Here is a 24,642-nt window from a genome sequence, read left to right on the forward strand (position 1 = left end):
CCCTTTTACCGTTAATAGGGGCGGGAGTCATTTCCCGCCCCCTGCTCCGGGTCAGTAGACCCAGGATACCGTCAGGCTGGCATTCGCCGGGGCTCCGTAGAAGCCCTGGGCAGAAGCGCCAAACTTCTTGAGACTCTCGATGTATTTTTCATCGGTTACGTTGTTCACGTTGAGGGTGGCGTTCCAGTCACGGGCGAAATCGTAGCTGGCCATCACATCCACCACCGCGTAGCTCTCCTGCTCGGTGACGATGGTGGCTCCGGCATTTGGCCCAGTGGTGGCAACACCCTGCTCCTGGCTGATGGACGACTGCCAGCGTACCTTGCTGCCGACTTCCAGACCTTCAACGCCCGGCACTTTCCAGGTTCCCCTTAGCTGCGCCAGGTGCTCTGGCACAAAGGACTTGGCGGAATTGCCATCGGTGTCTTCGATGTTCACGTAGGTGTAACCAGCGAACAGTTGGATCCGGTCGGTAACGTCACCCACAAATTCAAGCTCAACACCCTCGCTCTGAAGACCGTCGATGCCACGGTAGTACGGATCCGCGGTGCCAGGGAATGTGCCGGCGGCCTCTGCCACGTTCTGCTGCTCAGTCTGGAACAGGGCAATGGTGGTGTTGACACGGTCATCCGCGAACTCGCTCTTGAGGCCCAGCTCGTAGTTAACGCCGTCGATCGGGTCCAGCCGGTCGCGGTTGATGTCCAGTTCGGTTTGCGGGGTAAAGATCTCGGTGTAACTCGCATAAACCGAATGGTCGTCGTTCAGATCGTAGATCAGCCCCGCGTAGGGTGTTTCAACCGCATCGTAGCTGGTTGTTTTCTCTGTGCCGTAGCTGGTGCCCTTGTTATCAAGCCAGGTCAGACGAACACCGGTAATGGCTGTCAGGTCGTCAGTCAATGTCCAGCGTGCAGCGGCGTAGGTTGAAGTCTCACGATCCGTCCAGTCGGATCCGCTAACGCCGTTATCGAAGGTCGGCCGGGGGTAATTGCCATCCCATTCATTCAGCGGCGGAAGAGGGTTACCAATGCCCTGGCCAAAGCGGGACTCATCCACTGTTTCTGAGCGGGACCAGGTTGCACCCAACACCAGTTCGTGGGTGCGGCTGGCCAGGTTGAAGGGGCCGGTTGCGTAGGCGTCCACCACCCACTGCTCAACATTGAGGTCATACTGGCTTGGGTAGGCCATCAAGCCTTCACCGGTCTGGGGGTCCGGGGTACCAAACTGGTAGAACAGCTCCGATTCGCTGTCATTTTCCAGCCGGAATACTGTGCCCTTGGCCTGCCAGCCGCCAGCCAGTTCCTGTTGCAGTTCCACAAAACTGTTGTGCTGGGTGTTATCCCAGTAGGACCAGTCCGAGGCCGTACTGGTGGACCGCGCAAAATCTGTTGCGGTGCCATCGGTAAAGAACAGGGGCAAGGCACCCCAGAGCGGGCTGTCGGTATCCGAGGTCTGGATGGAGTGGCCCAGTGTCAGCAGCGTTGTGTCCGTCAGGTCGGCTTCGAGGACGCCGTAGAACATCTGCTTCTCGTTGCTGTAGCGGTCCAGGTAAGAATCCTTGTCTTCGTAACCGGCAACTACGCGGCCACGCACCGCTCCGGATTCAGACACTGCACCGGACACATCCCCGACGATACGCTTCTTGTCCCATGAGCCACCGGTAACCGCCACTGACGCGTTGGTTTCTGCGGTAGGGCGTTTGCGGATGAAGTTAACGGTTGCCGAGGGGTTACCGGACCCCGTCATCAGGCCATTGGCGCCGCGCACTACCTCAACCCGGTCAAAGAATGCGGTGTCCAACTCGCCCTGTACGTTATCGTACACCGCCGGCAGGCCGACGCCGTCATACTGGAAGTTGTTGATATCAAAACCGCGGGATGTGTAGTAGGTGCGGTCAGTCTCAACCGACTCCACTGTCACCCCGGTGGTTCCCTCCAGAACATCGTTTATATCGTTCTGCGCGAAATCGTCCATCTGCTCGCGCGTGATCACGGTTACTGCCTGCGGCGTTTCCCGATGACCGAGTTCCATCTTCATGGAGGTTGTGGTTGCACCGCTGGTGTAACTGCCAGTGGACTCAGAGGAGACCTGGCTGCGGTCGGCGGATACATCAAGCGCTTCCAGTGTCGTGGGTCCGCTTTCCTGGGCGGCCACGAAGCCAGGCAGGGTGGCACAGACGATGGCAGTGAACAGCGCATTACGGCGGAACGTGGGGACCGAAGTTCGGGACATCTTTCTCTCCGTTTCAGGGTTTATTGAATGCAGTAAATCTGGTTCGCACATCTTAATACGAATCATTATTGTTTGAAACATTAATTAGGTATTGCGAGCGTTTTTTGTTTGATCCACTTTTGTTGTGGAACAGGATTTTTCGTCGGCTCCCACTCCAACTGCTATCCTCATACATCAACAAGGCACTGAACGACGGCGCTACAAGGGGGGCTCCATGCATACCTGCAGACACCTGATCATTGGCATCAGCCTTGTCCTGGTTTCCGCAATGGCCATCGCGGAACAGACCTTTTCCTCGGACAAGGCGGATTTTCGGCTGGACACTGTCGCCCGGAACCTTGAACACCCCTGGAGCCTGGCGTTCCTTCCCGATGGTTCCCAACTGGTAACCGAACGCGAGGGCCGGCTGCGCCGCATTGAGAACGGAGTCCTGCAGGAGAAGCCCATTTCCGGGGTACCCGAGCTGGTGGTTTCAGGCCAGGGTGGCCTGCTGGATGTCATCCTTCACCCGGATTTTGAGTCCAACCACACCCTGTTTCTCAGTTATGCTCACAAGGTAAGCCGCAAAGGCATGACCACACGGGTGGCAAGGGCGAAGCTGGATGGCAACCAGTTATCCGACGTGGAAGTGATCTTCGAAGCCCTACCCCGTGGCGCCACAAGTCGCCACTTCGCAGGCCGTATGGAATTCGACCGCGATGGCAACCTGTACATTGCGGTGGGCGACCGGGGCGAAATGGATCGTGCCCAGGCAACTGATGACGATGCCGGTGGTGTGCATCGCCTGACCACCGACGGAGAGCCGGCTCCCGGTAACCCGTTCATCGATGAACCATCGGTAAATGACACTTTTTTTACCTACGGCAACCGCAACATCCAGGGCATGACCATTCATCCGGAAACCGGAGAGATATGGAGCCACGAGCATGGGCCCAAGGGTGGCGACGAAATCAACATCATCCGTGCGGGTAACAATTACGGCTGGCCGGACGTCACATACGGTATCGACTATTCCGGGGTACCAATTACTGACAAGACCACCATGGAAGGCGTAACCGACCCGCTCCACTACTGGGATCCGTCCATTGCGCCCTCCGGCATGGCATTCTACACCGGCAACAGGTTTCCCCAATGGCAGGGCGACCTGTTTGTGGGGGCACTGAAGATGCGGAAGCTGGTACGCCTGAAAATTGAAAACGGGGAGGTCAGGGAAGAAGAGGATCTTCTGGAAGACCTGGGGGAACGTATCCGCGATGTACGAATGGGGCCTGATGGCGTCCTGTGGTTGCTGACGGATCACTCCAACGGCAAGGTTTACCGAATTCTACCTGCGGAGTGATTACGCGCTGTCAGTTCGGGTCGTTAGTCCTTTCGGTTTTATCAAACTGGGGAATATCGTCGGTGATGGTGAACCAGTCGGACTTGGAACCGACGTAAACATGTGAGGCCGGCCCCTTCCCCAGGGGCTCATTGACCATACCGATCCGCAGGCGCAATATACCTGGAATGGCATCCACCCGGCTGTATAACTGGCTGCCACAACGGGGGCAGAAGCCGCGGAACTTACCGGGCCGGGATTCGTATTCACGGATCAGTTCTTCACCCGCCGTGAAACGGGTACGGATTTTCTGTATTGGCGCGCTGGCGGAAAAGGCACTGCCGTGGGCGCGTCGGCACTGACTGCAATGGCATAGGGCTATGGGCCCCAGCGGGCCGTCGTATTCCAGCTTGATATCGCCGCAAAGGCATTGCCCTGTCAGCATGTTTTGACCTCGATGATTAGTCCGCTTGCCGTATTCTCAGGCGGTATGATAACCACCCGCCACTTGAAGAACCAGCGGGCGAGCACCACGTACAAGTCAGAGCGTTCGCAAAGGAGGACACTATGGCATTGAGCACACTTCCGAAAATTGGTATGGGCACGTTCCGCCTGAAAGGCAATGATGCAAGAGACGCGGTCAAAAGCGCCCTTTCACTCGGTTACCGGCATATCGATACGGCCCAGATGTATGAAAATGAATCCGAAGTGGGCGATGGCATTACCTCCAGCGGCATTCCGCGGCGTGAGATCTTCCTGACCACCAAAATCTGGTATGAGCAGCTTCATCGGAGTGACCTGATCAACAGCTTACACGACAGCCTGGCGCGACTGAAAACCGACCATGTGGATCTCACTCTCATCCACTGGCCCTCGCCAGGCGACGAAGTACCCATGGAGGAATACCTTGGTGCCCTGCGCGACGCACAGCGCGAGGGTCTGACAACACACATCGGCATCTCCAACTTCACCTGCGCCCAGATGGACAGAGCAAAAGAGATACTGGGTGATACGCCCATTCTTACCAACCAGGTGGAGGTTCATCCCTTCCTCGCCAACCGCAAGGTGGTGGACCATGCGCAGAACCTGGGCATTACTGTCACAGGCTACATGCCCCTTGCCGTGGGAAAGGTGATGGAAGATGAAACCCTGATCCGGATCGGCGAAGAGCACAATGCCTCGCCGGCACAGATTGCCCTGGCCTGGGTTGCATCCCGTGGGGTGGTACCCATCCCCTCATCAACACGTCCGCAGCACCAGAAAGCCAACCTGGATGCACTCAACATCACGCTCAGCGCCAGCGAAATCGCAGAAATAGACAGGCTGGACCGCAACGAGCGTATTGCTAACCCCGATTTTGCACCGGCCTGGGACTGAACCAGAACCCGGCAACTGTCAGGACCAATGTGGCAGCCGGGAGCAGAACCATCAGACGTGTACCAAGAGTCCACAGGGTTGCCGCACTGAACAGCGCCCACAGCAGGGGCAACAGCAAAAACAGCCAACGCACCCGCCTGGGTAACAGCAGCATGCAGGGTATGGATGCGGCAACTGTCAGGTCGGGCGTGACTCCAAAAAGCGCCACCGCCTTCCAGTTGCCTGACTGCCCCACCACCAACAGGGGCAGCAGTGCCGTCAGCGCAAACCAGCCAACGCCTGCCTTCCACCGGCTTTCCGGCGCTACGCAGGTTCCGTCCCAGGGCCACACCAGGGCTGCCACCGTCAACAGCGCGGCTTGCAGGATGAAGGCCCAGCCAAACCAGTCAGCCGGGGTATTGATGGGCCCATAATACGCCATCAGGAAACCGGCACCGCTCCACATCCAGGCGAGCGCGAGAAGCAGCAGAACGCCACGCTTGGCCATCGTGTCGCCGCGCACCAGTAACGCGGCGATCAGTACCATCATCACAATCGCCAGGCCTTGCCAGGGCCAGAGATCCTGGTTGATACGCACAAAGAGTCGGAGAAACACCTCCGGCCCGAACATCAGAAAGTCCGACAGTGAATAGCTGGACCAGTCCGTATCAGTCATAACCCCGCCACGTAGTCGGCCATTTGCCGGCGCTGTTGTTCATCCGGCAATGTGCCATACAGAGCCCCCATATTTTCTTTCATGTGTTCCACGCGTGTTGTTGCAGGGATGGCGCAAGTGACCGCCGGGTGGGACACGATGAACTTGAGGAAAAACTCGGCCCAGTTGCTGCAGCCGGCCTCCGGCGCCCAGGCAGGCAATGGTTCAGACTGGTAGCGACGGAAGAGGCGGCCACCCTGGAAGGGACGGTTCACGATGACGGCGATGCCTCGCTCCCTCGCCAGCGGCAACAGGCGCTGCTCGGCTTCGCGGTCCAGTACATTGTAGGTCAGTTGTACAAAGTCCAGGGGCTCCTGCTCCATTATTCGGGCGAACTCTCCATGACGCCGGCCGTGGGAGGTGGTGATACCGAGATAGCGAATGTCCCCGTCCGCCTTCATCCGCTTGAGCGTATCCAGATGGGCTTCCCACGCCAGCAGGTTGTGAACCTGCTGCAGGTCAAAGCGTTCAATGCCCCATTTCCGGCGGGATGCCCTGTCCTGCTCACGGGTGGCATCGCCATCCCGGGTCCAGATCTTGTTGGCGGCAAAGACCCTGTCGTGGGCATCCAGCCTTTCCAGTGCCTCGCCCATTACATCGTCTGCGGAACCGTACATGGGTGACGAGTCCACCAGGCTGCCACCAAGCTCGAAAAAGGTCTTCAATACGTCGGTGCGCTCACCCACAAGGTGACGATCACCACCCACGTTGAAGGTGCGCCAGGTGCCCATGCCAATCACCGGCAATGACTCTCCCGAAGAGGGAATGGCCCGGGTGATGGCTTTTTCACCGGGTGCAGCCACCAGTACCGGCATACGTAGCGAAAGGCCTGTGGCAGCAAGTCCGGCCAGGAACTTTCGTCGGGTAAACCGTGTCGCCATACGTCAACCTCCGAGGTTCTTCGAGCTCATGATTGCGCTAACTTGTTGATTAAATGGAGCACTTACATCTGCTAACAAAAATGCTGTATAAACAACGACCCTACTGGCATTTTTTAACGTCATGTATAGCCTTTCCACATAGTATGAGCACAAGTTTTGGGCTATTGTTAAATGATCTGAAACCAACGAGCATTGTCCCATGTTGCTGACGGCACGAAGCCATTCATACAGTACACACAACGGAACTGACCGACAGCATGGTCGAGTGGTACCACGCCTGCTCGCTTCTGCCATGGCAGCCATTCTGTCACTGGGCATTGCCTCCGCTTCTGAACCGGCCGCCGAGACAACCAGCAACCCCAAGAAGACCTGGAGCAGCCAGGTGCGTGATTACGCGTTCCAGTCCCTGAACGATGACCAGGCCCTGAGCATGGCCGCCATCCCCCTGAATGGCCCCGGCATTGAGCAGTATATCAATGCTGACGCGCTAATGAGTCCCGGCTCCATCATCAAGCTGATTACCACCTATGCAGCGCTGGAAACCCTGGGGCCCACCTATCACTGGGACACCAACTTCTATACCGATGGTGAGCTTGTAGGCGACACCCTCAATGGCAACTTCTATGTCGAACTGGGCGGTGACCCCAAACTGACCATTGAGCGCCTGTGGAGTACCCTGAATGAGCTTCGAGGCATGGGCATCGGCGCCATCAATGGCAATCTGGTACTGGACGGTGACGTATTCAGGCTGGCAGACGGGTTGCCCGGCTTCGATGACAATGGTGACAACCCCAATGCGCCCTTCCTGGTGCAGCCTTCACCCTACCTCACAAATCTGAATCTTGTGCATTTCCAGGTGCGGGCGGATGAGCGTGGAACGCAGGCCTGGAGCGCACCCTCGCTGAACGATGTTGTCATCGACAACCGGGTAACGGCAGTGGCTGAAGGCCCGTGCCCTGCCCGCAGAAGATTTGAATGGGAACCCATCTTCCACGAAGACCACAGGGTAACGGTCAGAGTGACTGGTCAATTGCCCCGGGGCTGTCGGACTACCGCGTACCTCTCTCTGCTGCCCCATGAGCAATACACCGCTTCGCTGATACGCTCACTGCTTACGGATATGGGCATTGAAATCAGCGGCAAAAGTCTGCTCGCCAGCACTCCTGATGACGCCCGATTGCTGCTTAAAACCACCTCACCAGACCTGGTAACCATGGTGCGTGATATCAACAAGTGGAGTAGCAACGTGATGGCGCGCCAACTGTTGCTGTCCATTGGCGCGGAGCACCGGCTCGACGACGATGAAGATGATCGCGTTGCCGGTATCCGTGTGATTTACCAATGGCTTCAGGACAAAGGCATCAATACCGCCGGCATGGTGATTGATAATGGTGCCGGCCTTACCCGTCATGGCCGGATCACTGCACGCCAGGGTGCGCAGATTCTGCAACACGCCTGGAACAGCGACTACTCCGCCGATCTGATGGCCTCCATGCCGCTGATTGCAATGGACGGCACCATGGCACGTCGTTTGCGGAACACCGGTCTGGACGGCAAGGGCCGCATCAAGACCGGTTACCTGGAAAACGTACGCTCTATTGCCGGTTATACCCGTGATGACACCAACACCACCTGGGCTGTCGTGGGCATGGTCAACAATGACCCCGCCTGGAATGGGCAGGCAGTACTGGACCGGATCATCTACTCTCTCCATCACCGCCCGCCTACCGGAACAACCCTTTCCCAGGCGCCGTCCGGTAACACCACGGTTCGCTGAGCTTTCACCGCTGATCCGGGCCGGATCAGCGGCTTCCTCCTAGCGGCTCACACCTGCCATGTCCGGCAACTCATGGGCAATGCCCTTGTGACAGTCGATACAGGTCTGGTCTCCCTCACCGGTCAACGCTGTGGAATGGGCTTCGGCAGCGCGCGGATCCTGTAACGTAAAGTCCATGGACTCAAACTCGTGACAGTTGCGACACTCCAGTGAGTCGTTGGCTTTCAGCCGGTGCCACTCCCGCTGGGCCAGCTCGAGGCGCTTTTCCTCGAACTTTTCCGGCGTATCGATGGTGCCGAACAGCCAGCCCCAGACTTCCTTGGACGCCTCCATTTTGCGGCCTATCTTGTGGGTCCAGTCATGTGGTACATGGCAGTCAGAACATTCAGCCCTGACTCCAGAGCGGTTGGTGTAGTGGATGGTGTCTTTCAGTTCCTGGTAAGGATTACTGTACATCTCGTGGCAGCCAATACAGAACTCCTCGGTGTTGGTGACCTCCAGGGCCGTATTGAAACCGCCCCAGAATATAATCCCGGCCAGAAACCCGCCCAGCGTCAGAAACCCGAGACTGTAGTGAACACTGGGTTTTCTCAACAGGCGCCAGTAGTACTTCAGCCGACCCATCATTGGCTATCCTCCCGGGCGCCCTGACGGATCACCTGATCGATGGGCTTGAAGTCCGACTCCACCAGTGCTTCTGCGTCGGTTTGAGGCACGTGGCACTGGGTACAGAAATACCGCCCCGGTGTTACCTCCGCTCTGACCTGGAAATTGCGATCCATGAAATGGGTCACGCTGACCATCGGGGCGCCTGCCGAGGGCGCAGACTCACGGCTGTGGCACTCAAGGCAGCGATTAAAGCGCTTGTCCACCTGATAACCCCGGATGCTGTGGGGGATGACCGGTGGCTGTTCCGGGTAATTGCGTACTTCCCGCTTGACGTCTCGGGGGTCCCCGGCAATGGGTGGCGCATCGCCCACCTTACCCAGGGTTCCGCCCTCCCGGAGACCATCAGGCGCAGAGGGTGACAGTGAAGGCGACTCAGCCGTTGCAACCATGGCAAAGGAGGCCGTCAGCAGAATAGCGATCAGCTTTTTCATGGTGTGTCTCCTCAAGCCAGGTCTACCAGTTCCAGACGAACCGCACACTTCTTGAAATCCGTCTGTTTGGATATGGGGTCAGTGGCGTCCAGAGTGACTTTGTTGATGATCTTGCCGGCGTCAAAGAAAGGCACATACACCATCCCCCGGGGGACGCTGACACGGCCACGGGTTTCCACCCGCAGCCGCACCTCGCCGCGGCGGCTGGCCACAAGAACCTCACTGCCCCGCCGGAACCCCTGCTCCCTTGCGTCTTCCATATTCATGTAAAGCAGGGCATCAGGTACCGCCTTGTGCAGTTCACCTACCCGCCGGGTCATGGAACCGGTGTGCCAGTGTTCCAGAACACGACCGGTACACAGCCAGAAGGGATACTCGTCGTCCGGGGACTCCGCTGGCGGCTCATGAGGCAGGGCAAATATCCGTGCGCGGTTATCGGCATTGCCATAAAACTGGAACCCGGTGCCTTCTTCCACGTATGGGTCGGAGCCCTCGCGATACCGCCAGAGGGTTTCCTTGCCGTCCACCACAGGCCACCGCAGGCCGCGGGTTTTATGGTAGGTATCGAAATCTGCCAGATCCTTGCCCTTACCCTTACCAAACTTCCGGTATTCCTCGAACAGGCCCTTCTGGATATAGAAGCCGAAGTCTTTGGCTTCGTGATTGCCATAATCCGGATTCAGGTCATCCAGCGGGTAGGCATCCACGTTACCGTTACGGTAGAGCACGTCGAACAGGGTCTTGTCCCGCATTTCGGGCGCCCTGGCCAGCAGGTCCTGAGGCCAGACATCCGCCACCTTTATGCGCCTGGCGAGGGCCAGCGTCTGCCAGAGATCGGATTTGGCTTCGCCCGGAGCCGTCACCAACTCCTGCCAGAACTGGGTTCGGCGCTCGGCGTTGCCGTAGGCGCCTTCCTTCTCAACCCAGCCCGCGGAGGGCAGAATCAGATCAGCCGCCTGGGCAGACACCGTCGGGTAAATGTCGGAGACGATGATGAACGTATCCGGATTCCGCCAGCCCGGCAGGGTTTCCTGCATGGTGTTGGGACCGGCCTGGATGTTGTTGGTAACCTGGGTCCAGTACACCCGCAACTTGCTGTCTTTAAGCATCCGGCTCTGAAGCACTGCGTGATAACCCACTTTCGCGGGAATGGTGCCTTCCGGCAGTTTCCAGATCTTCTCCGCCATGGCCCGGTGCTCCGGGTTGGACACCACCATATCGGCCGGCAGACGGTGGGCGAAGGTCCCCACTTCCCGGGCTGTGCCGCAGGCGGAAGGCTGACCGGTCAGCGAAAAGGGGCTGTTGCCGGGTGTGGCAATCTTGCCGGTCAGCAGGTGTACGTTATAGATCAGGTTATTAACCCAGACACCACGGGTGTGCTGGTTAACACCCATGGTCCAGAAGGTGGTTACGCGTTTGTCCGGGTCGGCATAGAGTTTTGCCAGACGCTCCAGGCGGTCGGCGGGAACGCCGGATACCCTCACGGCTCGCTCGAGATCATACTCTTTCACATACTCGGCAAAAGCCTCGAAGCTCATGTCTTCAAAACTGCCGGCATTATCTGAGTTTTTGGCGTTCTGCTCGCGGGGATCTTCCGGCCGCAGGCCGTAACCAATATCCGCGGCTCCCTTGACGAACTTGGTGTGCTTGTTAACGAAGTCCTCGTTGACCGCATCGTTCTGGATGATGTAGTTGGCAATGTAGTTAAGGATCGCCACATCTGCGTGGGGCGTCATCACCATTGGCAAATCAGCGAGATCAAACGAGCGGTGTTTATAGGTGGAAAGTACCGCCACTTCCGTGGAGGGATGCGACAACCGGCGGTCGGTCACCCGCGTCCACAGGATCGGGTGCATTTCCGCCATGTTCGAACCCCAGAGCACGAAGGCATCAGCGTTCTCTATGTCGTCATAGACCCCCATGGGCTCGTCCGCACCGAACGTGCGCATGAAACCGGCCACGGCTGACGCCATGCAATGCCGGGCATTCGGGTCGATGTTGTTGGTGCGGAAACCGGCCTTGAACAACTTGCTGGACGCGTAGCCTTCCCAGATGGTCCACTGGCCGGACCCGAACATGCCGACACTGTCCGGGCCATGTTCTTTTATGGAAGACGTGAATTTTTCCGCCATCACGTCCAGGGCTTCGTCCCAGCTGACTTCCTGGAACTCCCCTTCCTTGTGGAACTTGCCATCCCGTTTACGCAACAGGGGTTTGGTGAGCCTGTCCCGCCCGTAGAGGATCTTGGACAGGAAGTACCCTTTCACGCAGTTCAGGCCGCGGTTGACCTCAGACTGGGTGTCGCCATGGGTGGCAACGATCTGGTTGTTCTTTGTGGCGACCATTACACTGCAGCCAGTTCCACAGAAGCGACAAGGCGCCTTGCTCCACTTCAGTTCCGTAAGCTCGGCGTTGGTGATCAGGTTAGCCGCCCCTGCGGGAATTGACAGCCCGGCGGCTGAGGCGCCCAGAGCCAGTGCATTGGCCTTGGCGAATTCGCGTCGTGTCAGGTTCATGATTCTGTCTCTGTCATCAGGTTTATTGTGTTGTGTTCAGGTCAATCATTTCGTGGTTGGCTTCAGCGGCCGACATCAGCTCGTGATAGACCAGGATGCACTCCAGGACGCCAGGCTGGCTTTCCAGCAGTTCGACTGTTTCCAGCAGCCGGCTTTGATGCGGGCCTTCCGCAATGACCACCAGCTTGCCCCCCGGGGATTCTGCGCCGGTTTCCAGGCCTTCGGTTTGATTAACCCTGGCCTTGATGGCATCCAGGTATTCGGGCCAGCAGTGAACAATAAAGCTGGCAATGTGCACCTCCTCAGAGGATGACTCAGTCATGGTTGGTCTCCTTTACCTCAGGGGCGGAAAGCTCTATGGCATCCTGGGGACAGACAGCCACGCAGGCACCACAGCCGGTGCAGTCATCCAGAGCGACCGTTGGCATGGGTACATGGCCGAGTGAAGGGGAAAAGCGGATGGCGGATGGCTCGCAGACATCCTGGCAGCTCTGGCAATGGATGTTGGCCAGCGCCAGGCAGTTATCCCGGATGCGGGCGCGCCAGGGGAATGCCTCTCGCGCCAGGTCAAAGACGGGCTCATCACAGACCCGCACGCATTCCTGACAAAAGGTGCAACCCTCATCCTGAAAACGGATTTGCGGAAAACCGCCATCGCCCTTGAACAGAACATTCTCCGGGCAGGCATCAATACAGTCACCGCAGCGAACACAGGCTTCAATGAACGATTCATCTGTCCAGGGAGGCTTGCGCTCGGCAGACAGAGCACGGCCTCCGCGGAGAAAGGATCTGCGGGCCAGGGAGACAGACATGCCTGCTCCCTATCCCGGTGGCCCTGGTGGCCCCATGAGTACCTGGGACATCCAGATTATGAAGCCGTAACCACCCACAACCGCTACCGCCAGAATAGGAAACAGGAAGACAATCAGGAAAATAAACAAACGGAACTCATGCCGCCTGCGGTCATCCGACGACACATTCTGGGGATCATCCATATACCCGCCTTTTTTATGTGTGTATTTTCAAGCTAGTCAAGATCCTGCATTTTTCAATTGATAAAAATCACATTTTTGGATTACCCACAGGCATAAAAAAACCCCGGCTAGACCGGGGCGAAATCATCAACGCTTTAAATGTACCCTACTCTTTACGTGCTCAGGTTCTCGAATGGATCAATCTGGTAGTCTGATTATTAAAAGCAGCCCCATCTGAAAGCCTTGCGACGACGTATGATTCGAAACGCTTCCCGGGATAGAGGTCCATGCTGCGTACCTTGTGTATTGTTCTTACAAGCCTGCTGCTGGTGGCAGGATGCAGCTCAACCAAACTGGCCTACCGCTACGCGGACTGGGGCATTGTCTGGTGGGTGGACGACTATATTCCCATGACTTCGGTGCAGGAATCGCGGCTGGAACAGGACATACGGGACCTTCGGCATTGGCACTGCAGCACCGAGCTGCCGCGATACTCACAATGGCTTACGCAGCTCGAAAGCGACGTTGGTGGCGGAGACCTTGATGAGCCGACGGTGGTCTGGCACCAGGAAAAACTGTTTTCTTTCCTCCCACCCCTGATTGAACGGGCCACACCCGCGGTCGTGCGCCTTCTGGCGAGTCTTGATGATGAACAAGTGCGGCAGCTGGCCGCGAATATGGAAGAAAGTCAGAAAGAAATGGAAGAAGAGTTTCTGGCGGACGATCCAGAGAAAACCGGTGCCGCACGGGCAGAGCGCACCAGTGAACGGGTTGAGCGCTGGCTGGGGCCACTCAATGGCCGCCAGCGGGAAACCGTCAGGATCTGGTCTGAAGCCCGGGGCGAACAGACGCAGATCTGGTTGGAAGGCCGGCGCAACTGGCAGCAGGCATTACTGGGCGCCATCGAGGAAAGAGACAGCGACAGCTTTGCCGATCGCATCAGTTACCTGATCGACAACAACGAAGAAGTACGCGGGGAGAGGTATCAGCAGATGATGTCGGAAAGCCGGCCGGCCATGGCACAGCTGATGACAGAACTCTTACAGCAGGCCGACCAGCGCCACCTTGATCACCTGGTGGCACGGGCGAAAGAACTGGCAGGAGACTTCGACACCCTCGCCTGTGTCGGCGAGGATACCGAAAACCAGAACAGCTGACGTCAAATCGTCAGGTAACCGCCGTCCACGTTGATGCAGGTACCGGTGGTGTAGCTGGAGGCACCGGACGCCAGGTACAGAACCGTGCCGGCCATCTCGTCCGGATCCGCCACCCGCTTCATGGGAATATGAGCCATGGCCTGTTTCTTGATGGCTTCGTTGCTGGTCAGCGCACTGGCGAATTTGGTATCCGTCAGGCCCGGCAACAACGCATTCACCCGCACCTTCTGCTGGCCCAGTTCCATGGCGAAGGATTTGGTCATGGAAATAACCGCCGCCTTGGTCACCGAATAGATGCCCTGGAAATGCCCCGGATTGACGCCGTTCACAGACGCCACGTTGATAATGGAGCCGCCACCGTTTTTCTTCATGATCTGCGCGCCACGGGCACACATGAAGAAGTAACCGCGAATATTCACGTCCACGGTCTTGTGGTAGGCACCCAGATCGGTGTCTTCAATGGGGCCAAAATAGGGGTTGGCCGCCGCGTTGTTCACCAGGATATCCAGCTTGCCATGCTTTGACTCGATGTGCTGCCAGATGTCTTCAATCTGGTCCATTTCACCGATGTGGCAGGCATAGGCCTCGGCACTGCCGCCGTCTTCGCGGATACTGCTGGCCACGGCCTCGCAGCCATCAATCTTGCGGCTGCTGACAATAACGTGGGCACCATAGTTGGCCAGGGTGCGGGCGATGCTCTCGCCGATACCGCGGCTGGCACCGGTGATCAGGGCCACTTTGCCGCTCAGATCAAACAGGTCTTGCTTGCTCATTCTTCACCTCAATTCGTTATCGGAAGGTCACCAGGGAAGCATCTTCCGCCTCCAGGTGACTGTAATTGTTGAACACTGCGAGGCTGCGCCGGGCCCCTGAATGCAGGATGCGGGTGACGCTGGTATTGGCAATCACGGAATTCATGTCCAGTGTCTTGCGATCACTCAGCTGCAACAGGTGTTGTGCCATAACGGCAATGGGGCCGCCGGAGGTGGACACCAGGGTGTCGCCGCCGTCTGTGTAGTCAATCAGCTGCTCCAGGGCAGTGATCACCCGGTTCTGGAATTCACCCCAGCTCTCGGCGTATTCGTCGTCATGTTGCCCGCTGACCCACCGGACCATCGCTTCCTCGAACACCTGCTGGAAAGCTCTTGCGGGTTTTGGAAACGCAGCCAGATCCCGCGCCATACGCTCCCGGTCTTCCCATTCCGGGCGCAGACGTTCAATCAGCTGGGTATGGTCAAATTCGCTGAAACCCTCTACCGCCTGCATATCCGGGAGTGCCTCACCATAACCGCTGGTAATGGCCTCCATGGTTTCCCGGTGGCGCTCCATATTGCCGCCAAAAACGGCACTGGGGGTAACCTTGCCTGCGAGCCAGCGCCCCAGGACACGGCCCTGCTCCCAGCCCCGGGGTGACAGCTGATCGTAGTTTTCCTTGCCGAAACTGGCCTGCCCATGGCGAATCAGATAGATCGTTGCCATTACAGGTCACTCGCCTCGATCAGCCGCTGACACCGCTTCTCCAGATAGTTGGCCGCGTGTCCGAATGCCGCAAAGCGCTTGTCTTTGGTCTGGCCGTGGTAATAGCGGTAATAGATCTGCTGGACGATCACCGCCAGCCGGAACAGTCCGTAGATTTCGTAGAAATCGAAGTTGTCGATTGTCAGGCCGGATTTCTCGGCGTAGTAAGCGACCACTTCCTTGCGAGTCAGCATACCCGGGCGGTGGGTGGGTTGCCGGCGCAGCATCTGGAACGGCCCCTCATCATCTGCCTGGATCCAGTAGGCCAGGCTGTTGCCCAGGTCCATCAACGGGTCGCCAATGGTGGCCATTTCCCAGTCCAGCACGCCGATAACTTCGAACGGGTTATCCGGGTTCAGCACCACATTGTCAAAACGGTAGTCGTTGTGAATGACCACCTGGGCAATATCGTCCGGCATCTTGTCGTTCAGCCAGCCCATCACGGCTTCAAAGTCACCCACGTCATCGGTTTTCGCCTTGCGAAAGCGGTCACTCCACCCGCCGATCTGGCGCTGCACATAACCGGCACCCTTGCCCAGCTTGTCCAGGCCCGTAGCCTTGGCATCGACATTGTGCAGATCCACCAGCTTGTCGATCACATTCAGGCACAGCTTGCGGGTATCCGCCTCACTGAGTTCGAAATCCTTGGGGAAGTCCTGGCGCAGGATGATGCCCTTGAGGCGCTCCATCACGTAGAAATCGCAGCCCAGTACGTCATGGTCGTCGCAGATGGCGACGATATTGGGCACGTAGGGAAACTCGGGCTTGAGGGCCCGCATCACCTTCGCTTCCCGCAGCATGTCGTGGGCGGACTTGGCGATATGGCCGAACGGCGGGCGACGCAATACGTAGGAACGGTCGCCGTAATCCACCTGATAGGTCAGGTTGGAAGCACCACCGGGGTACTGCTTGATCTCCGGCACACCTTCCAGGTCCGGAATGGCCTGCTTCATGAAGCGGTCAACAGCCGCGACATCCAGCTCTTCGCCTTCGCGGATATCAACAGCCTGGTCAATCTGGGTCATTCAGGGCTCTCCTCTGGTTCTCAATATGGCAGCAGGCGGTGTTCAGCCCTTGCCGCCCATTTTCTTCATCCAGCGCTTGCTCTCCTGGTGCATTAGCCAGTCAAACGCCTTGGGTGCGTGGCGCTTGACCATCCACATACGGCGTTCTTTCGCGTGGGGCAGCACCCAGAAATCACCCTTATCCACCGCACGGATGATATCGTCAGCCACATCTTCAGCGGTGATGGTGGAGCGCTTCATCAGTTTGTTTACGTTCTGCTGGATGCCGGGAATATCGGACCGCATGCTGCTGGTCAGATTGGTCTGGAAAAACGCCGGGCACACGCAGCTGACGTGTATACCCGAGTCTCTCAGCTCCTGGCTCAGGGTTTCCGAGAGCGCGATCACACCGGCCTTGGATACATTGTAGCTGTCCATCAACGGCGCAAGCATCAGCCCGGCCATGGAGGCGATATTCACAAACGCACCGGAGCCCTGCTTCTTGAACTGCGGCGTAAAGGCCTTGCAGCCTCGAACCACGCCCAGCACGTTGATGTCCATGATCCATTCCCAGTCGGCCATGGTGGTGTCTTCGATGGAGCCCGCGGAGGCAACACCGGCGTTGTTCACCACAACGTCCACCCCACCCCACTTATCGGTCAGGTCGGCACAGATCTTCTCCAAATCCGTCAGCCGCCGAACATCGCACTCAACAAAGTAGCCTTCGCCCCCGGCGTTGTTGATCTCCTTCTCTACGGCAACCCCCTGCTCCGGGTTAATATCACCAATGCAGACCCTGGCCCCTTTCCTGGCATACTTCAACGCAATCGCCCGGCCGAGGCCGCTGGCCCCGCCGGTTATAAATACTCTTTGTGTCATCGTTATTTTCCGCTGTGTTTTCGTGTTTTTGAATTTGGTGCATGAGCCGTCGACGGGGAGGTCCTTCTGAAACACGCTGTGAATACGTCCCTGTACGCTCCGCTCCGCCATCCATGGCTCCGCAGGGTTTCAGAAGGACCTCCCCGTCGCCGACTCCCGAACAATTCAGTCAGCCCGCCCAATCTTCCAGAAAACTCATTGCATTACTCTGCTCCACCTCGCAGGCCGACTCCTTAGTTAACCGGAGACGGCGGGAGGATGTTTCAGAAACTGTACGGAGCCATGGATGGCGGAGTCCAAGCGTCACATGGATGTGCCGAAGGAGCGTGTTTCTGAAACATCCTCCCGCCGGCTCCGTGCACCCAATCAGAGGACCGGGGTACAGACATCTCACTTTCGGTACTTGGCCAGCTCCAACCGCGTAACCATCGCCCGGTGAACCTCATCCGGACCATCGGCCAGGCGCAGAACCCGAGCATAGGCGAACAGCTGGGTCAGCGGGAAATCATCGTCGCTGACACCGGCGCCACCGTGAATCTGAATGGCATCATCCACAATCTGCTGGAGCATCTTCGGAATCACCGCCTTGATCATCGACACTTCCTGCAATGCCCCGGAAATACCCTTGGTATCCAGCGCCCAGGCGCATTTCAATGTCAGCAACCGAGCCTGCTCAATCGACATCCGCGCATTGGCAATAATGTCCGGGTTCCCGCCCAGTTTGGCAATCGGGCGACCGAAGGCTTCGCGGCTTGTAGCACGCTTGATCAACAGTTCCAGAGTACGTTCTGCCGCACCAATGGCCCGCATGCAATGGTGTACGCGGCCAGGCCCGAGACGGCCCTGTGCAATTTCAAAACCGCGGCCCGGACCGGCGATGAAGGCGCTCTTTGGCAGACGCACGTTCTCGAAAGACACAACACCGTGACCGTAAGGCTCATCGTAGGCACCAAACACCGGCAGCATGCGTTCGATTTTTACGCCCGGCGTGTCCAGCGGCACCAGCACCATGGAATGACGACGGTGTTTGTGGGCGTCCGGATCTGTCAGTCCCATGAAGATGGCAACCTTGCAGTCCGGGTGGCCAACACCGGTGCTCCACCATTTACGACCGTTGAGGACCACCTCGTCACCTTCCACAATGGCTGTTGCTTCCATGTTGGTGGCATCTGAAGAGGCAACGGCCGGCTCTGTCATGCAGAAGGCGGAGCGCACTTCGCCGCTTTGCAGGCGTGGTAGCCATTCGGCTTTCTGTTCCTCGGAACCGTAGTGGATCAGCACTTCCATGTTGCCGGTATCCGGCGCATTGCAGTTGAAGATTTCCGGGGCAATGAAGCTGCGGCCGGTTTCTTCGGCAATCAGGGCGTAATCGGAATTCAGGAGGCCACAGCCATTTTTCTCGTCCGGAAAGAACATGTTCCACAGGCCCTGGACTTTGGCCTTTTCCTTCAGTTCCTTGATGACAGGCAGCACAACCCAGCGGTTTTCCTGCGCCATCAGTTCCTTGTGGTACTGCTCTTCAATGGGAAAAATTTCGTCCTTCATGAAGGTCTTGACGCGCTTGAGATAGTCCTGGCCTTTTTCGGAAATATTAAAATCCATCGCCGTATCCTCGTGGTTTGACCGATATAGCATCAGTCTAGATTTCCCCAAACTATTACGCGACTGAATTATTCTTATCCTTTATCATAAAGCCTGTTTATTCGCGAACAGGAGGCGCCCATGGCACTCAACCGGCTGGATCTGAATCTGCTGCACGTATTTGACACTATCTACCGCGAAGGCAGCCTGACCCGCGCAGCCAAGGCCCTGCACCTTACCCAGCCGGCCGTCAGCCACTCCCTGTCACGGTTGCGGGAACATTTCGATGACCCGCTGTTCAGCCGGCAAGGCAACCAGATGGTACCGACCCCCCTGGCACGCCGCTTTCTCGAATCCATGCGCCCGGGGCTGACGCAGATACAGAGTGCGGTCAACCAGTTCCACGCTTTCGACCCCGCCAACCAGCGCAAAACCTACTCACTGGCACTGCGGGATATCCTTGAGTCCACTTTCTTACCCAAACTGATGGGCCGGCTGGAACATTATCCGGAACTGGAAATTGTCAGCCAGCGGGTGCCCCGGCGGGACATGGAGACCCAACTGGCAGCAGGGAAATTGGATTTTGCGGTGGATGTACTGCTGCCGGTCAGCAATCAGACCTCCCATGAGCTGTTGCGGCGGGACAGGTTGGTGGTTCTTGCGAGAAAGGGGCATCCGCTGGTTAGAGGGGGACTGACCATGGAGAATTACCTGCAAGCCAAGCACGTGCTGGTGTCGTCCCGATCCGAGGGGCCCGGCATCGAGGATTTCGAACTGTCAAGGTTCGGAGTGCAGCGGAGTATTCGACTGCGGTGCCAGCATTATTACGCGGCCTGTCGGGTGGCGGAAGGAACCGACCTGTTACTGACCATGCCGGAGAACTACGCCCGGATCATTGCCGAGCGTGCTGAGATCGATATTCACACTGCGCCGGCGGATTTGCCCCCGATCGATGTGCATCTATACTGGCACAAGGCCTATGAGCGGGAACCGGCGCTTCTCTGGTTCAGGGAGCAACTGAACAGTATTGCCTGAGCTTTGCAGTCAGTAGGCACCCACCAGCCTCAGAAAACCCAGGAACCCGGCGGCGGTAATTGCCAGCGAGGCCACTACTATAGCGAAACCCCACCAGATGGCCGCGCCCTCCGACACGGGCATGTCATGGCCCCGCAGCGTGCGGTAAAAGGCCCAGGGGCCAAGGATGAAGGCCCCGAGCACTGCAAAGACCAGGCCCACACCCACACCGGCAAATGTCCAGGTGGCCAGCACCGTTGCGCGGTCGGACACCTGATCCTTTACCCCGTGGCGAAGCAGAAACTGTTTGCAGAAAAACCAGATCAGGGCGAACAGGACAATGACGAAAATGAGTCCGCCAACAAGGGTTATCAGGCGATAGAACAAAGTTAATCCTCAAAAGCTTGTTTAGCAGGGAAAGTGGGGTTCCGGCAGGCATTCGAAGCCGGGTTTGGCAAAGAGATACCCCTGAAACAGCGTAATACCCTGTGACCGCAACCAGAAGTACTCTTCTTCAGTTTCAACTCCCTCGGCCACAATCTTACCACCAAGCTGCGTCATCATGGCTATGATGCCGGCGACAACGGCCTGTTTGTTGGGCTCTTTATGAATGTCCCGAACCAGCGCCATATCAAGCTTGAGCAGATTTGGCGGGCTGGCAATGAGAATATTGTAACGCGAATAGCCGGCGCCGAAATCATCCAGGGCGGTATGGAAACCCATATTCTGGTAGGAGCTGATAATGTCCACAAGGTGATCCAGCGAAGAAAGATCCTCTGTCTCGATCAGCTCGAAAATAATCTTGCGGGTATCAAACTTGTACGTTTGCGCTGCGGCCAGTGTCGTCCTGATGCAATACTCGGGGTTGTAGACGGCATTGGGCATGAAGTTGATACTCAGCCTCGTTTCCATATTCAAGCGTGCTGCCAGTTTTACAGCTTTTACCCGGCAGATCTGGTCAAAGGAATAACGGTTTTTCTCGTTGACCTTTGACAGCACGCTGTAGGCACCCTCACCTTCCGGCCCACGAACCAGGGCCTCGTAGGCGTAGACAGCTTCATTGCTTACATCGACGATGGGTTGAAAGGCGAAGGTAAAGGAAAAGTCCAGTCCTTCGCCACAGGCGCATTGTTCACAATGGGATTCATCAAACAGTTCGGCAGGCTTATCCACTACGACTCCAAGTTTCGACCGATGGCATGCAACGACATAAATGCCTCATGTTCACTATAGCCACCAGAGCATTACGGTAAAAGAAATACTCCGTTAAATCATGTGGAATCCCTGCACCACATGACTACACTGAAGCACATATTGTCCTGTATACGATCAAAGCGACCCGAAGGAGTATCCGGAATGGCCCAGAAAATCCGTATTGCTGTCACACCGGGTGATGGTATCGGCCCTGAAGTGGTTGCCGAGGCGGTGCACTGCCTGGAAGCACTGAGATCCCGCCACAATCTTCCCATGGAGTGGACCCGCTTCCCCTGGCCATCCCACGCCTGGCATGAGGAAAACGGGGAGTCCATGCCGGCAGACGCCCTTGACCAGCTCAAACAGTACGATGCCATTTTGCTGGGAGCATTGGGGGACCCGGGGCCTGTCGACGATCCTGACCGCTACCTGTTGCCGGACAGTATCTCCCTCGCGCCACTGCTGGATATGCGCAAAGGCTTTGACCAGTGGGTCTGCGAACGACCGGCCCGACTTCTGCCGGGCGCCCGCCAGTACCTTGCTGATGAACGCGCCAAAGACATCGATATGCTGGTAATCCGTGAAAACAGTGAAGGCGAGTACGTGGGCCAGGGTGGCCGACTCCGCAAGGGGTCGCCGGACGAAGTGGCCACCCAGATGGAGGTATTCACCCGTCGGGCTACCGACCGGATTATCCGTTATGGTTTCGAACAGGCCCGTCTGCGGGCGGCAGCCCGTGCCGAAGAAGGTAAAACCCGCCACTTCCACACAAGGGATGGCAAAACCTGCGAGAGCCAGGTGTGTATCGTCACCAAACGCAACGCACTGCGTTACTGGGGGGATATGTACACCGAAGCCTTTGAGGAGTTGGCAAAGCAATACCCGGACGTGGCAACACACCATGAGCTGGTGGACGCAGCCTGCATGAAGTTTGTTCAGGCTCCCTGGGCCTTTGATGTGGTGGTAGCCAGCAACCTGCAGGGGGACATTCTGACCGATCTGGCAGCAGTACTATCCGGCGGCATGGGGGTGGCGCCCTCATGCAACCTGAACCCGGATGATCCCAGCATGCCTTCCATGTTCGAACCGACCCACGGTAGCGCGCCGGACATTGCCGGGCAGGGCCTCGCGGACCCCACCGCCATGCTGTTCACCACGGCGCGAATGCTGGAATGGCTGGGAAGGAAAAACCCGGCGATAGCGGCTGCGGGACGGGAGCTATACGACGCCGTGGCTGCGGACCTGGCGGAGAATGCCGGTACCACGCGAGGTACGCAGGAGATCGGCAAGGCGGTTCGCGACCGGCTGAAATAGACTACTCCTCCATAACAAACTCAAGCCGACCAGGTGCTACCCTTACGCCCACGGGGACCATTCCTAACATCCGCTGGGTGAAGTCAGTTTCATCCAGCCGGTACACCGGCATGGTCTCCAGCATCTGGGCAACAGCCCGCATAACAGTATCTGTTACAGGCTTCAGGTCCCCCTTGAAAAGCGACGAATCAATACTGCTTTCGAGCAGTTGCAGGCGACGGATATAGATCGCCCTTTCCTCGCTGTCATAGACCGGCGCCCCTTCCACTTTCAGGGCAATATCCACGGGCAGTTTCATCATCAGCGCATTAAGGGATACCTGGCCACGCAGGTCAATCACCGCCACATCACGACCGTCCGGCCCGAGTGTGATATCTGCATTGCTCAGACTCATACTCAGTGGTGAACCGCTCTGCAACTGCTTGCGATCAAACTCACTGACGGTGTCCTGAAGGTGTCGCTCCAGTGTTGCTTCGGAAATGGAATATGGAGACAGGCTGGCACAACCGCTCAGCAATACCAGGGCGAACAGAACCGGTGCCGAAAGCAGGCGGAACGGCGTGGTGAACATCAGGGAACTCTCCTTATTCGTTTTCGGCCCGGACATCCACGATTGGCGTCAGGTCTTCGTCCAGGACTACATGAACCACGATGGGCTGGCAGCATACCTGGCAATCTTCTACGTACTCCTGCTCAGCCACGGAAGGGTCGACGCTGATTTCCAGCGTCTCCCAGCAGTAGGGACATTGTACAAGCACAGAGTCCAGGGCCGACATGACGGTCAGAACTGCTGCTTGGCCATCCAGGGGATGATCCTGTCGAACGCTTCGTCCAGTTTCTCGCAGGTGGTGGAGAAACTGATACGGACGGCATTGGTACAGCCTTCACCAAACGCGTCGCCAGGCACCAGACAGACCCCCGTCTCCTTGAGCATTCTCAGGGCCAGATCCGAGCCATCAACGTGGGGCGGCAGGTCCGGGAACGCGAAGAAGGCGCCGCCCGGTTTGTAACCGGTCATGTAAGGGGTCTGATCGATCAGTTCCACTACCTTGTCACGGCGTTCACGGTAGATGTCCACCATGTTCCTGACGCACTGCTGGTCGCCGGTCAGCGCCGCTACCCCGGCAAACTGCGAGGGGGTGTTCGCTACCGAGGTCGTGAACATGTGAAGCCGGCGCAGGGACTTGATGGCGGCCTGGCTTGAAATCACCCAGCCTACCCGGAGGCCCGCCATGCTGTATGTCTTGGAAAAGCTGCTGATGCACATGATGTTGTCCAGGTCCATCGAGCAGTTCAGTACACTGGCGAAGTCGTCATCGTCGAAAATCAGATGGTCATAGACTTCATCCGCATAAACCTGGATACCACGGTAGGCACACTCCTCCAGGATTGTTTCTATGGTACTGCGGGGGTACACGGCGCCGGTGGGGTTATTCGGGTTGTTGAGAATCAGGGCAAACGTACGCGGCCCCATGGCCCGGATGACTTCATCGGGGTCCAGCTGGTGATCGTTTTCCGCACGAGTCGGAACAAACTTCACTTCACCGCCGTTCATGCGGATCAGCGGTGCATACAGCAGGAAGGAAGGATCCGTCACAATGAACTGCCGCCCGGGCGCAGAAGTCGCCGAAATCGCCAGATACATGGCTTCGGTGGCGCCGCTGGTGATCAGGATATTGTCACGGGTGAGTTTGCGATCGTATTTGGCGCCGTAATAATCCCGCAGCGCCACCAGCAGCTCCGGCAGGCCCGCATCCATGGTATACCCGGTCTGCCCCGCATTCAGGGCATCGATATAGGCATCAATGACATGTTTCGGTGTTGGCAGATCCGGCTGACCAATGGAAAGATGAATGACATCCTTCATGGTGGCCGCCATATTCACCATGCGACGAATGCCCGGCACCGGAACTGCCTGCATCGCCGGGTTCCAACTGGCCTTGTTCTTGCGATATTTCACTTTACGCGGTTTGGTCTGGCCGGTTTCTTTATTGGCGGCTTCTGCCATAAACACCTCCTGAAACAGGGCAAAAAGAGTAGCTACCCCTGCAGGTTAGTCAGTAAAGGGGGGGCGTACAAGACATAAAACAGAAAGATTCATATGCTACGGCGAAA

At 57.5% G+C, this 24,642-nt stretch carries 26 protein-coding genes; 6 read left to right on the forward strand and 20 right to left on the reverse strand.

All coding sequences use genetic code 11. The features are described 5' to 3' along the window. Positions 1-51 precede the first annotated feature (51 nt). Entirely contained in the window at positions 52-2,229 is a 2,178-nt protein-coding gene (locus tag QPM17_RS05120) for a TonB-dependent siderophore receptor (protein ID WP_285389337.1), read from the reverse strand. Positions 2,230-2,443: 214 nt separating this feature from the next. On the opposite strand from QPM17_RS05120, the gene QPM17_RS05125 reads away from it, so the two are divergent. Further along, positions 2,444-3,568, forward strand: coding sequence for a PQQ-dependent sugar dehydrogenase (locus QPM17_RS05125; protein ID WP_285389338.1), 1,125 nt, complete (start codon positions 2,444-2,446; stop codon positions 3,566-3,568). A gap of 10 nt (positions 3,569-3,578) precedes the next feature. On the opposite strand, the gene QPM17_RS05130 is transcribed toward QPM17_RS05125, so the two are convergent. After that, positions 3,579-3,992: a GFA family protein gene (locus tag QPM17_RS05130; RefSeq protein ID WP_285389340.1), complete on the reverse strand. Its 414-nt coding sequence runs from the start codon at positions 3,990-3,992 to the stop codon at positions 3,579-3,581. Positions 3,993-4,114: 122 nt separating this feature from the next. Here QPM17_RS05130 and dkgB point away from each other — a divergent pair, with 122 nt between their 5' ends. Next, entirely contained in the window at positions 4,115-4,924 is an 810-nt protein-coding gene (gene dkgB, locus QPM17_RS05135) for a 2,5-didehydrogluconate reductase DkgB (RefSeq protein ID WP_285389342.1), read from the forward strand. Here the strand turns inward: dkgB and QPM17_RS05140 are convergent. Continuing rightward, on the reverse strand, positions 4,893-5,579 hold the full coding sequence (locus tag QPM17_RS05140; RefSeq protein ID WP_285389345.1) for a DUF6064 family protein: 687 nt from the start codon (positions 5,577-5,579) through the stop codon (positions 4,893-4,895). The two genes, dkgB and QPM17_RS05140, sit on opposite strands and share 32 nt — an antisense overlap. Next, positions 5,576-6,499 carry an aldo/keto reductase gene (locus QPM17_RS05145; RefSeq protein ID WP_285389347.1) on the reverse strand — a complete coding sequence of 308 codons (924 nt, stop codon included), beginning with the start codon at positions 6,497-6,499 and terminating at the stop codon, positions 5,576-5,578. Before QPM17_RS05145 ends, QPM17_RS05140 begins: the two co-directional genes overlap by 4 nt. A 199-nt stretch (positions 6,500-6,698) precedes the next feature. Between QPM17_RS05145 and dacB the strand changes: the two genes are divergently transcribed. Continuing rightward, positions 6,699-8,276: a D-alanyl-D-alanine carboxypeptidase/D-alanyl-D-alanine endopeptidase gene (gene dacB, locus QPM17_RS05150; RefSeq protein ID WP_422732724.1), complete on the forward strand. Its 1,578-nt coding sequence runs from the start codon at positions 6,699-6,701 to the stop codon at positions 8,274-8,276. 39 nt (positions 8,277-8,315) lie between these two features. On the opposite strand, the gene QPM17_RS05155 is transcribed toward dacB, so the two are convergent. The 6 genes from QPM17_RS05155 to napE are packed head-to-tail and all read right to left on the reverse strand — an operon-like array spanning position 8,316 to position 12,887. After that, entirely contained in the window at positions 8,316-8,903 is a 588-nt protein-coding gene (locus QPM17_RS05155; protein WP_285389350.1) for a NapC/NirT family cytochrome c, read from the reverse strand. Continuing rightward, complete coding sequence (locus tag QPM17_RS05160) at positions 8,900-9,376, reverse strand: nitrate reductase cytochrome c-type subunit (protein ID WP_285389353.1); 477 nt, start codon at positions 9,374-9,376, stop codon at positions 8,900-8,902. Before QPM17_RS05160 ends, QPM17_RS05155 begins: the two co-directional genes overlap by 4 nt. Positions 9,377-9,387: 11 nt before the next feature. Further along, positions 9,388-11,892, reverse strand: a complete 2,505-nt coding sequence (gene napA, locus QPM17_RS05165; protein ID WP_285389354.1) for a nitrate reductase catalytic subunit NapA — start codon at positions 11,890-11,892, stop codon at positions 9,388-9,390. A gap of 22 nt (positions 11,893-11,914) precedes the next feature. Then, a complete protein-coding gene (locus QPM17_RS05170) occupies positions 11,915-12,214 on the reverse strand; it encodes a chaperone NapD (protein ID WP_285389356.1) in 300 nt (99 codons plus the stop codon). Then, complete coding sequence (napF, locus tag QPM17_RS05175; protein WP_285389359.1) at positions 12,207-12,704, reverse strand: ferredoxin-type protein NapF; 498 nt, start codon at positions 12,702-12,704, stop codon at positions 12,207-12,209. Before napF ends, QPM17_RS05170 begins: the two co-directional genes overlap by 8 nt. A gap of 9 nt (positions 12,705-12,713) precedes the next feature. Continuing rightward, on the reverse strand, positions 12,714-12,887 hold the full coding sequence (gene napE, locus QPM17_RS05180) for a periplasmic nitrate reductase, NapE protein (RefSeq protein WP_285389361.1): 174 nt from the start codon (positions 12,885-12,887) through the stop codon (positions 12,714-12,716). Between the two features lie 266 nt (positions 12,888-13,153). Between napE and QPM17_RS05185 the strand changes: the two genes are divergently transcribed. Beyond that, positions 13,154-14,023 (forward strand): DUF6279 family lipoprotein, encoded by an 870-nt coding sequence (locus QPM17_RS05185; protein ID WP_285389363.1) that lies wholly within the window; start codon positions 13,154-13,156, stop codon positions 14,021-14,023. A gap of 2 nt (positions 14,024-14,025) precedes the next feature. Here the strand turns inward: QPM17_RS05185 and QPM17_RS05190 are convergent, their stop codons facing one another. The 5 genes from QPM17_RS05190 to QPM17_RS05210 all read right to left on the reverse strand — a co-directional run bounded on the left by QPM17_RS05190 (position 14,026) and on the right by QPM17_RS05210 (position 19,026). Then, complete coding sequence (locus QPM17_RS05190; protein ID WP_285389365.1) at positions 14,026-14,796, reverse strand: SDR family oxidoreductase; 771 nt, start codon at positions 14,794-14,796, stop codon at positions 14,026-14,028. A gap of 16 nt (positions 14,797-14,812) precedes the next feature. After that, the gene (locus tag QPM17_RS05195) at positions 14,813-15,502 is read right to left on the reverse strand and encodes a histidine phosphatase family protein (protein WP_285389367.1); all 690 of its coding nucleotides are present in this window, start codon (positions 15,500-15,502) and stop codon (positions 14,813-14,815) included. Beyond that, entirely contained in the window at positions 15,502-16,566 is a 1,065-nt protein-coding gene (locus QPM17_RS05200; RefSeq protein ID WP_285389370.1) for a phosphotransferase family protein, read from the reverse strand. The genes QPM17_RS05195 and QPM17_RS05200 overlap by 1 nt, the downstream gene beginning before the upstream one ends. Before the next feature lie 42 nt (positions 16,567-16,608). After that, positions 16,609-17,424, reverse strand: coding sequence for an SDR family oxidoreductase (locus QPM17_RS05205; protein ID WP_285389372.1), 816 nt, complete (start codon positions 17,422-17,424; stop codon positions 16,609-16,611). A 390-nt stretch (positions 17,425-17,814) separates the two neighbouring features. Beyond that, complete coding sequence (locus tag QPM17_RS05210; RefSeq protein ID WP_285389373.1) at positions 17,815-19,026, reverse strand: acyl-CoA dehydrogenase family protein; 1,212 nt, start codon at positions 19,024-19,026, stop codon at positions 17,815-17,817. Positions 19,027-19,146: 120 nt separating this feature from the next. Here QPM17_RS05210 and QPM17_RS05215 point away from each other — a divergent pair, with 120 nt between their 5' ends. Beyond that, a complete protein-coding gene (locus tag QPM17_RS05215) occupies positions 19,147-20,040 on the forward strand; it encodes a LysR family transcriptional regulator (protein WP_285389374.1) in 894 nt (297 codons plus the stop codon). Between the two features lie 9 nt (positions 20,041-20,049). Here QPM17_RS05215 and QPM17_RS05220 read toward each other — a convergent pair whose 3' ends face one another. Together QPM17_RS05220 and QPM17_RS05225 are read right to left on the reverse strand one after the other, a co-directional pair. Then, complete coding sequence (locus QPM17_RS05220) at positions 20,050-20,406, reverse strand: hypothetical protein (RefSeq protein ID WP_285389375.1); 357 nt, start codon at positions 20,404-20,406, stop codon at positions 20,050-20,052. Positions 20,407-20,427: 21 nt separating this feature from the next. After that, positions 20,428-21,192, reverse strand: coding sequence for an EAL domain-containing protein (locus QPM17_RS05225; protein WP_285389376.1), 765 nt, complete (start codon positions 21,190-21,192; stop codon positions 20,428-20,430). Between the two features lie 183 nt (positions 21,193-21,375). Between QPM17_RS05225 and QPM17_RS05230 the strand changes: the two genes are divergently transcribed. Continuing rightward, a complete protein-coding gene (locus QPM17_RS05230) occupies positions 21,376-22,527 on the forward strand; it encodes an isocitrate/isopropylmalate dehydrogenase family protein (protein ID WP_285389377.1) in 1,152 nt (383 codons plus the stop codon). 1 nt (position 22,528) lies between these two features. On the opposite strand, the gene QPM17_RS05235 is transcribed toward QPM17_RS05230, so the two are convergent. From QPM17_RS05235 to QPM17_RS05245, 3 genes are read right to left on the reverse strand one after another with little or no spacing between them, the layout of a single operon-like run. Then, a complete protein-coding gene (locus QPM17_RS05235; protein ID WP_285389378.1) occupies positions 22,529-23,098 on the reverse strand; it encodes a YceB family lipoprotein in 570 nt (189 codons plus the stop codon). Positions 23,099-23,111: 13 nt separating this feature from the next. After that, positions 23,112-23,303, reverse strand: coding sequence for a CPXCG motif-containing cysteine-rich protein (locus QPM17_RS05240; RefSeq protein WP_285389379.1), 192 nt, complete (start codon positions 23,301-23,303; stop codon positions 23,112-23,114). A gap of 5 nt (positions 23,304-23,308) precedes the next feature. Further along, positions 23,309-24,535: a pyridoxal phosphate-dependent aminotransferase gene (locus tag QPM17_RS05245; RefSeq protein WP_285389380.1), complete on the reverse strand. Its 1,227-nt coding sequence runs from the start codon at positions 24,533-24,535 to the stop codon at positions 23,309-23,311. Between the last annotated feature and the right edge of the window lie 107 nt (positions 24,536-24,642).

The organism is Marinobacter azerbaijanicus, assembly GCF_030250645.1.
Classification (GTDB): domain Bacteria; phylum Pseudomonadota; class Gammaproteobacteria; order Pseudomonadales; family Oleiphilaceae; genus Marinobacter; species Marinobacter azerbaijanicus.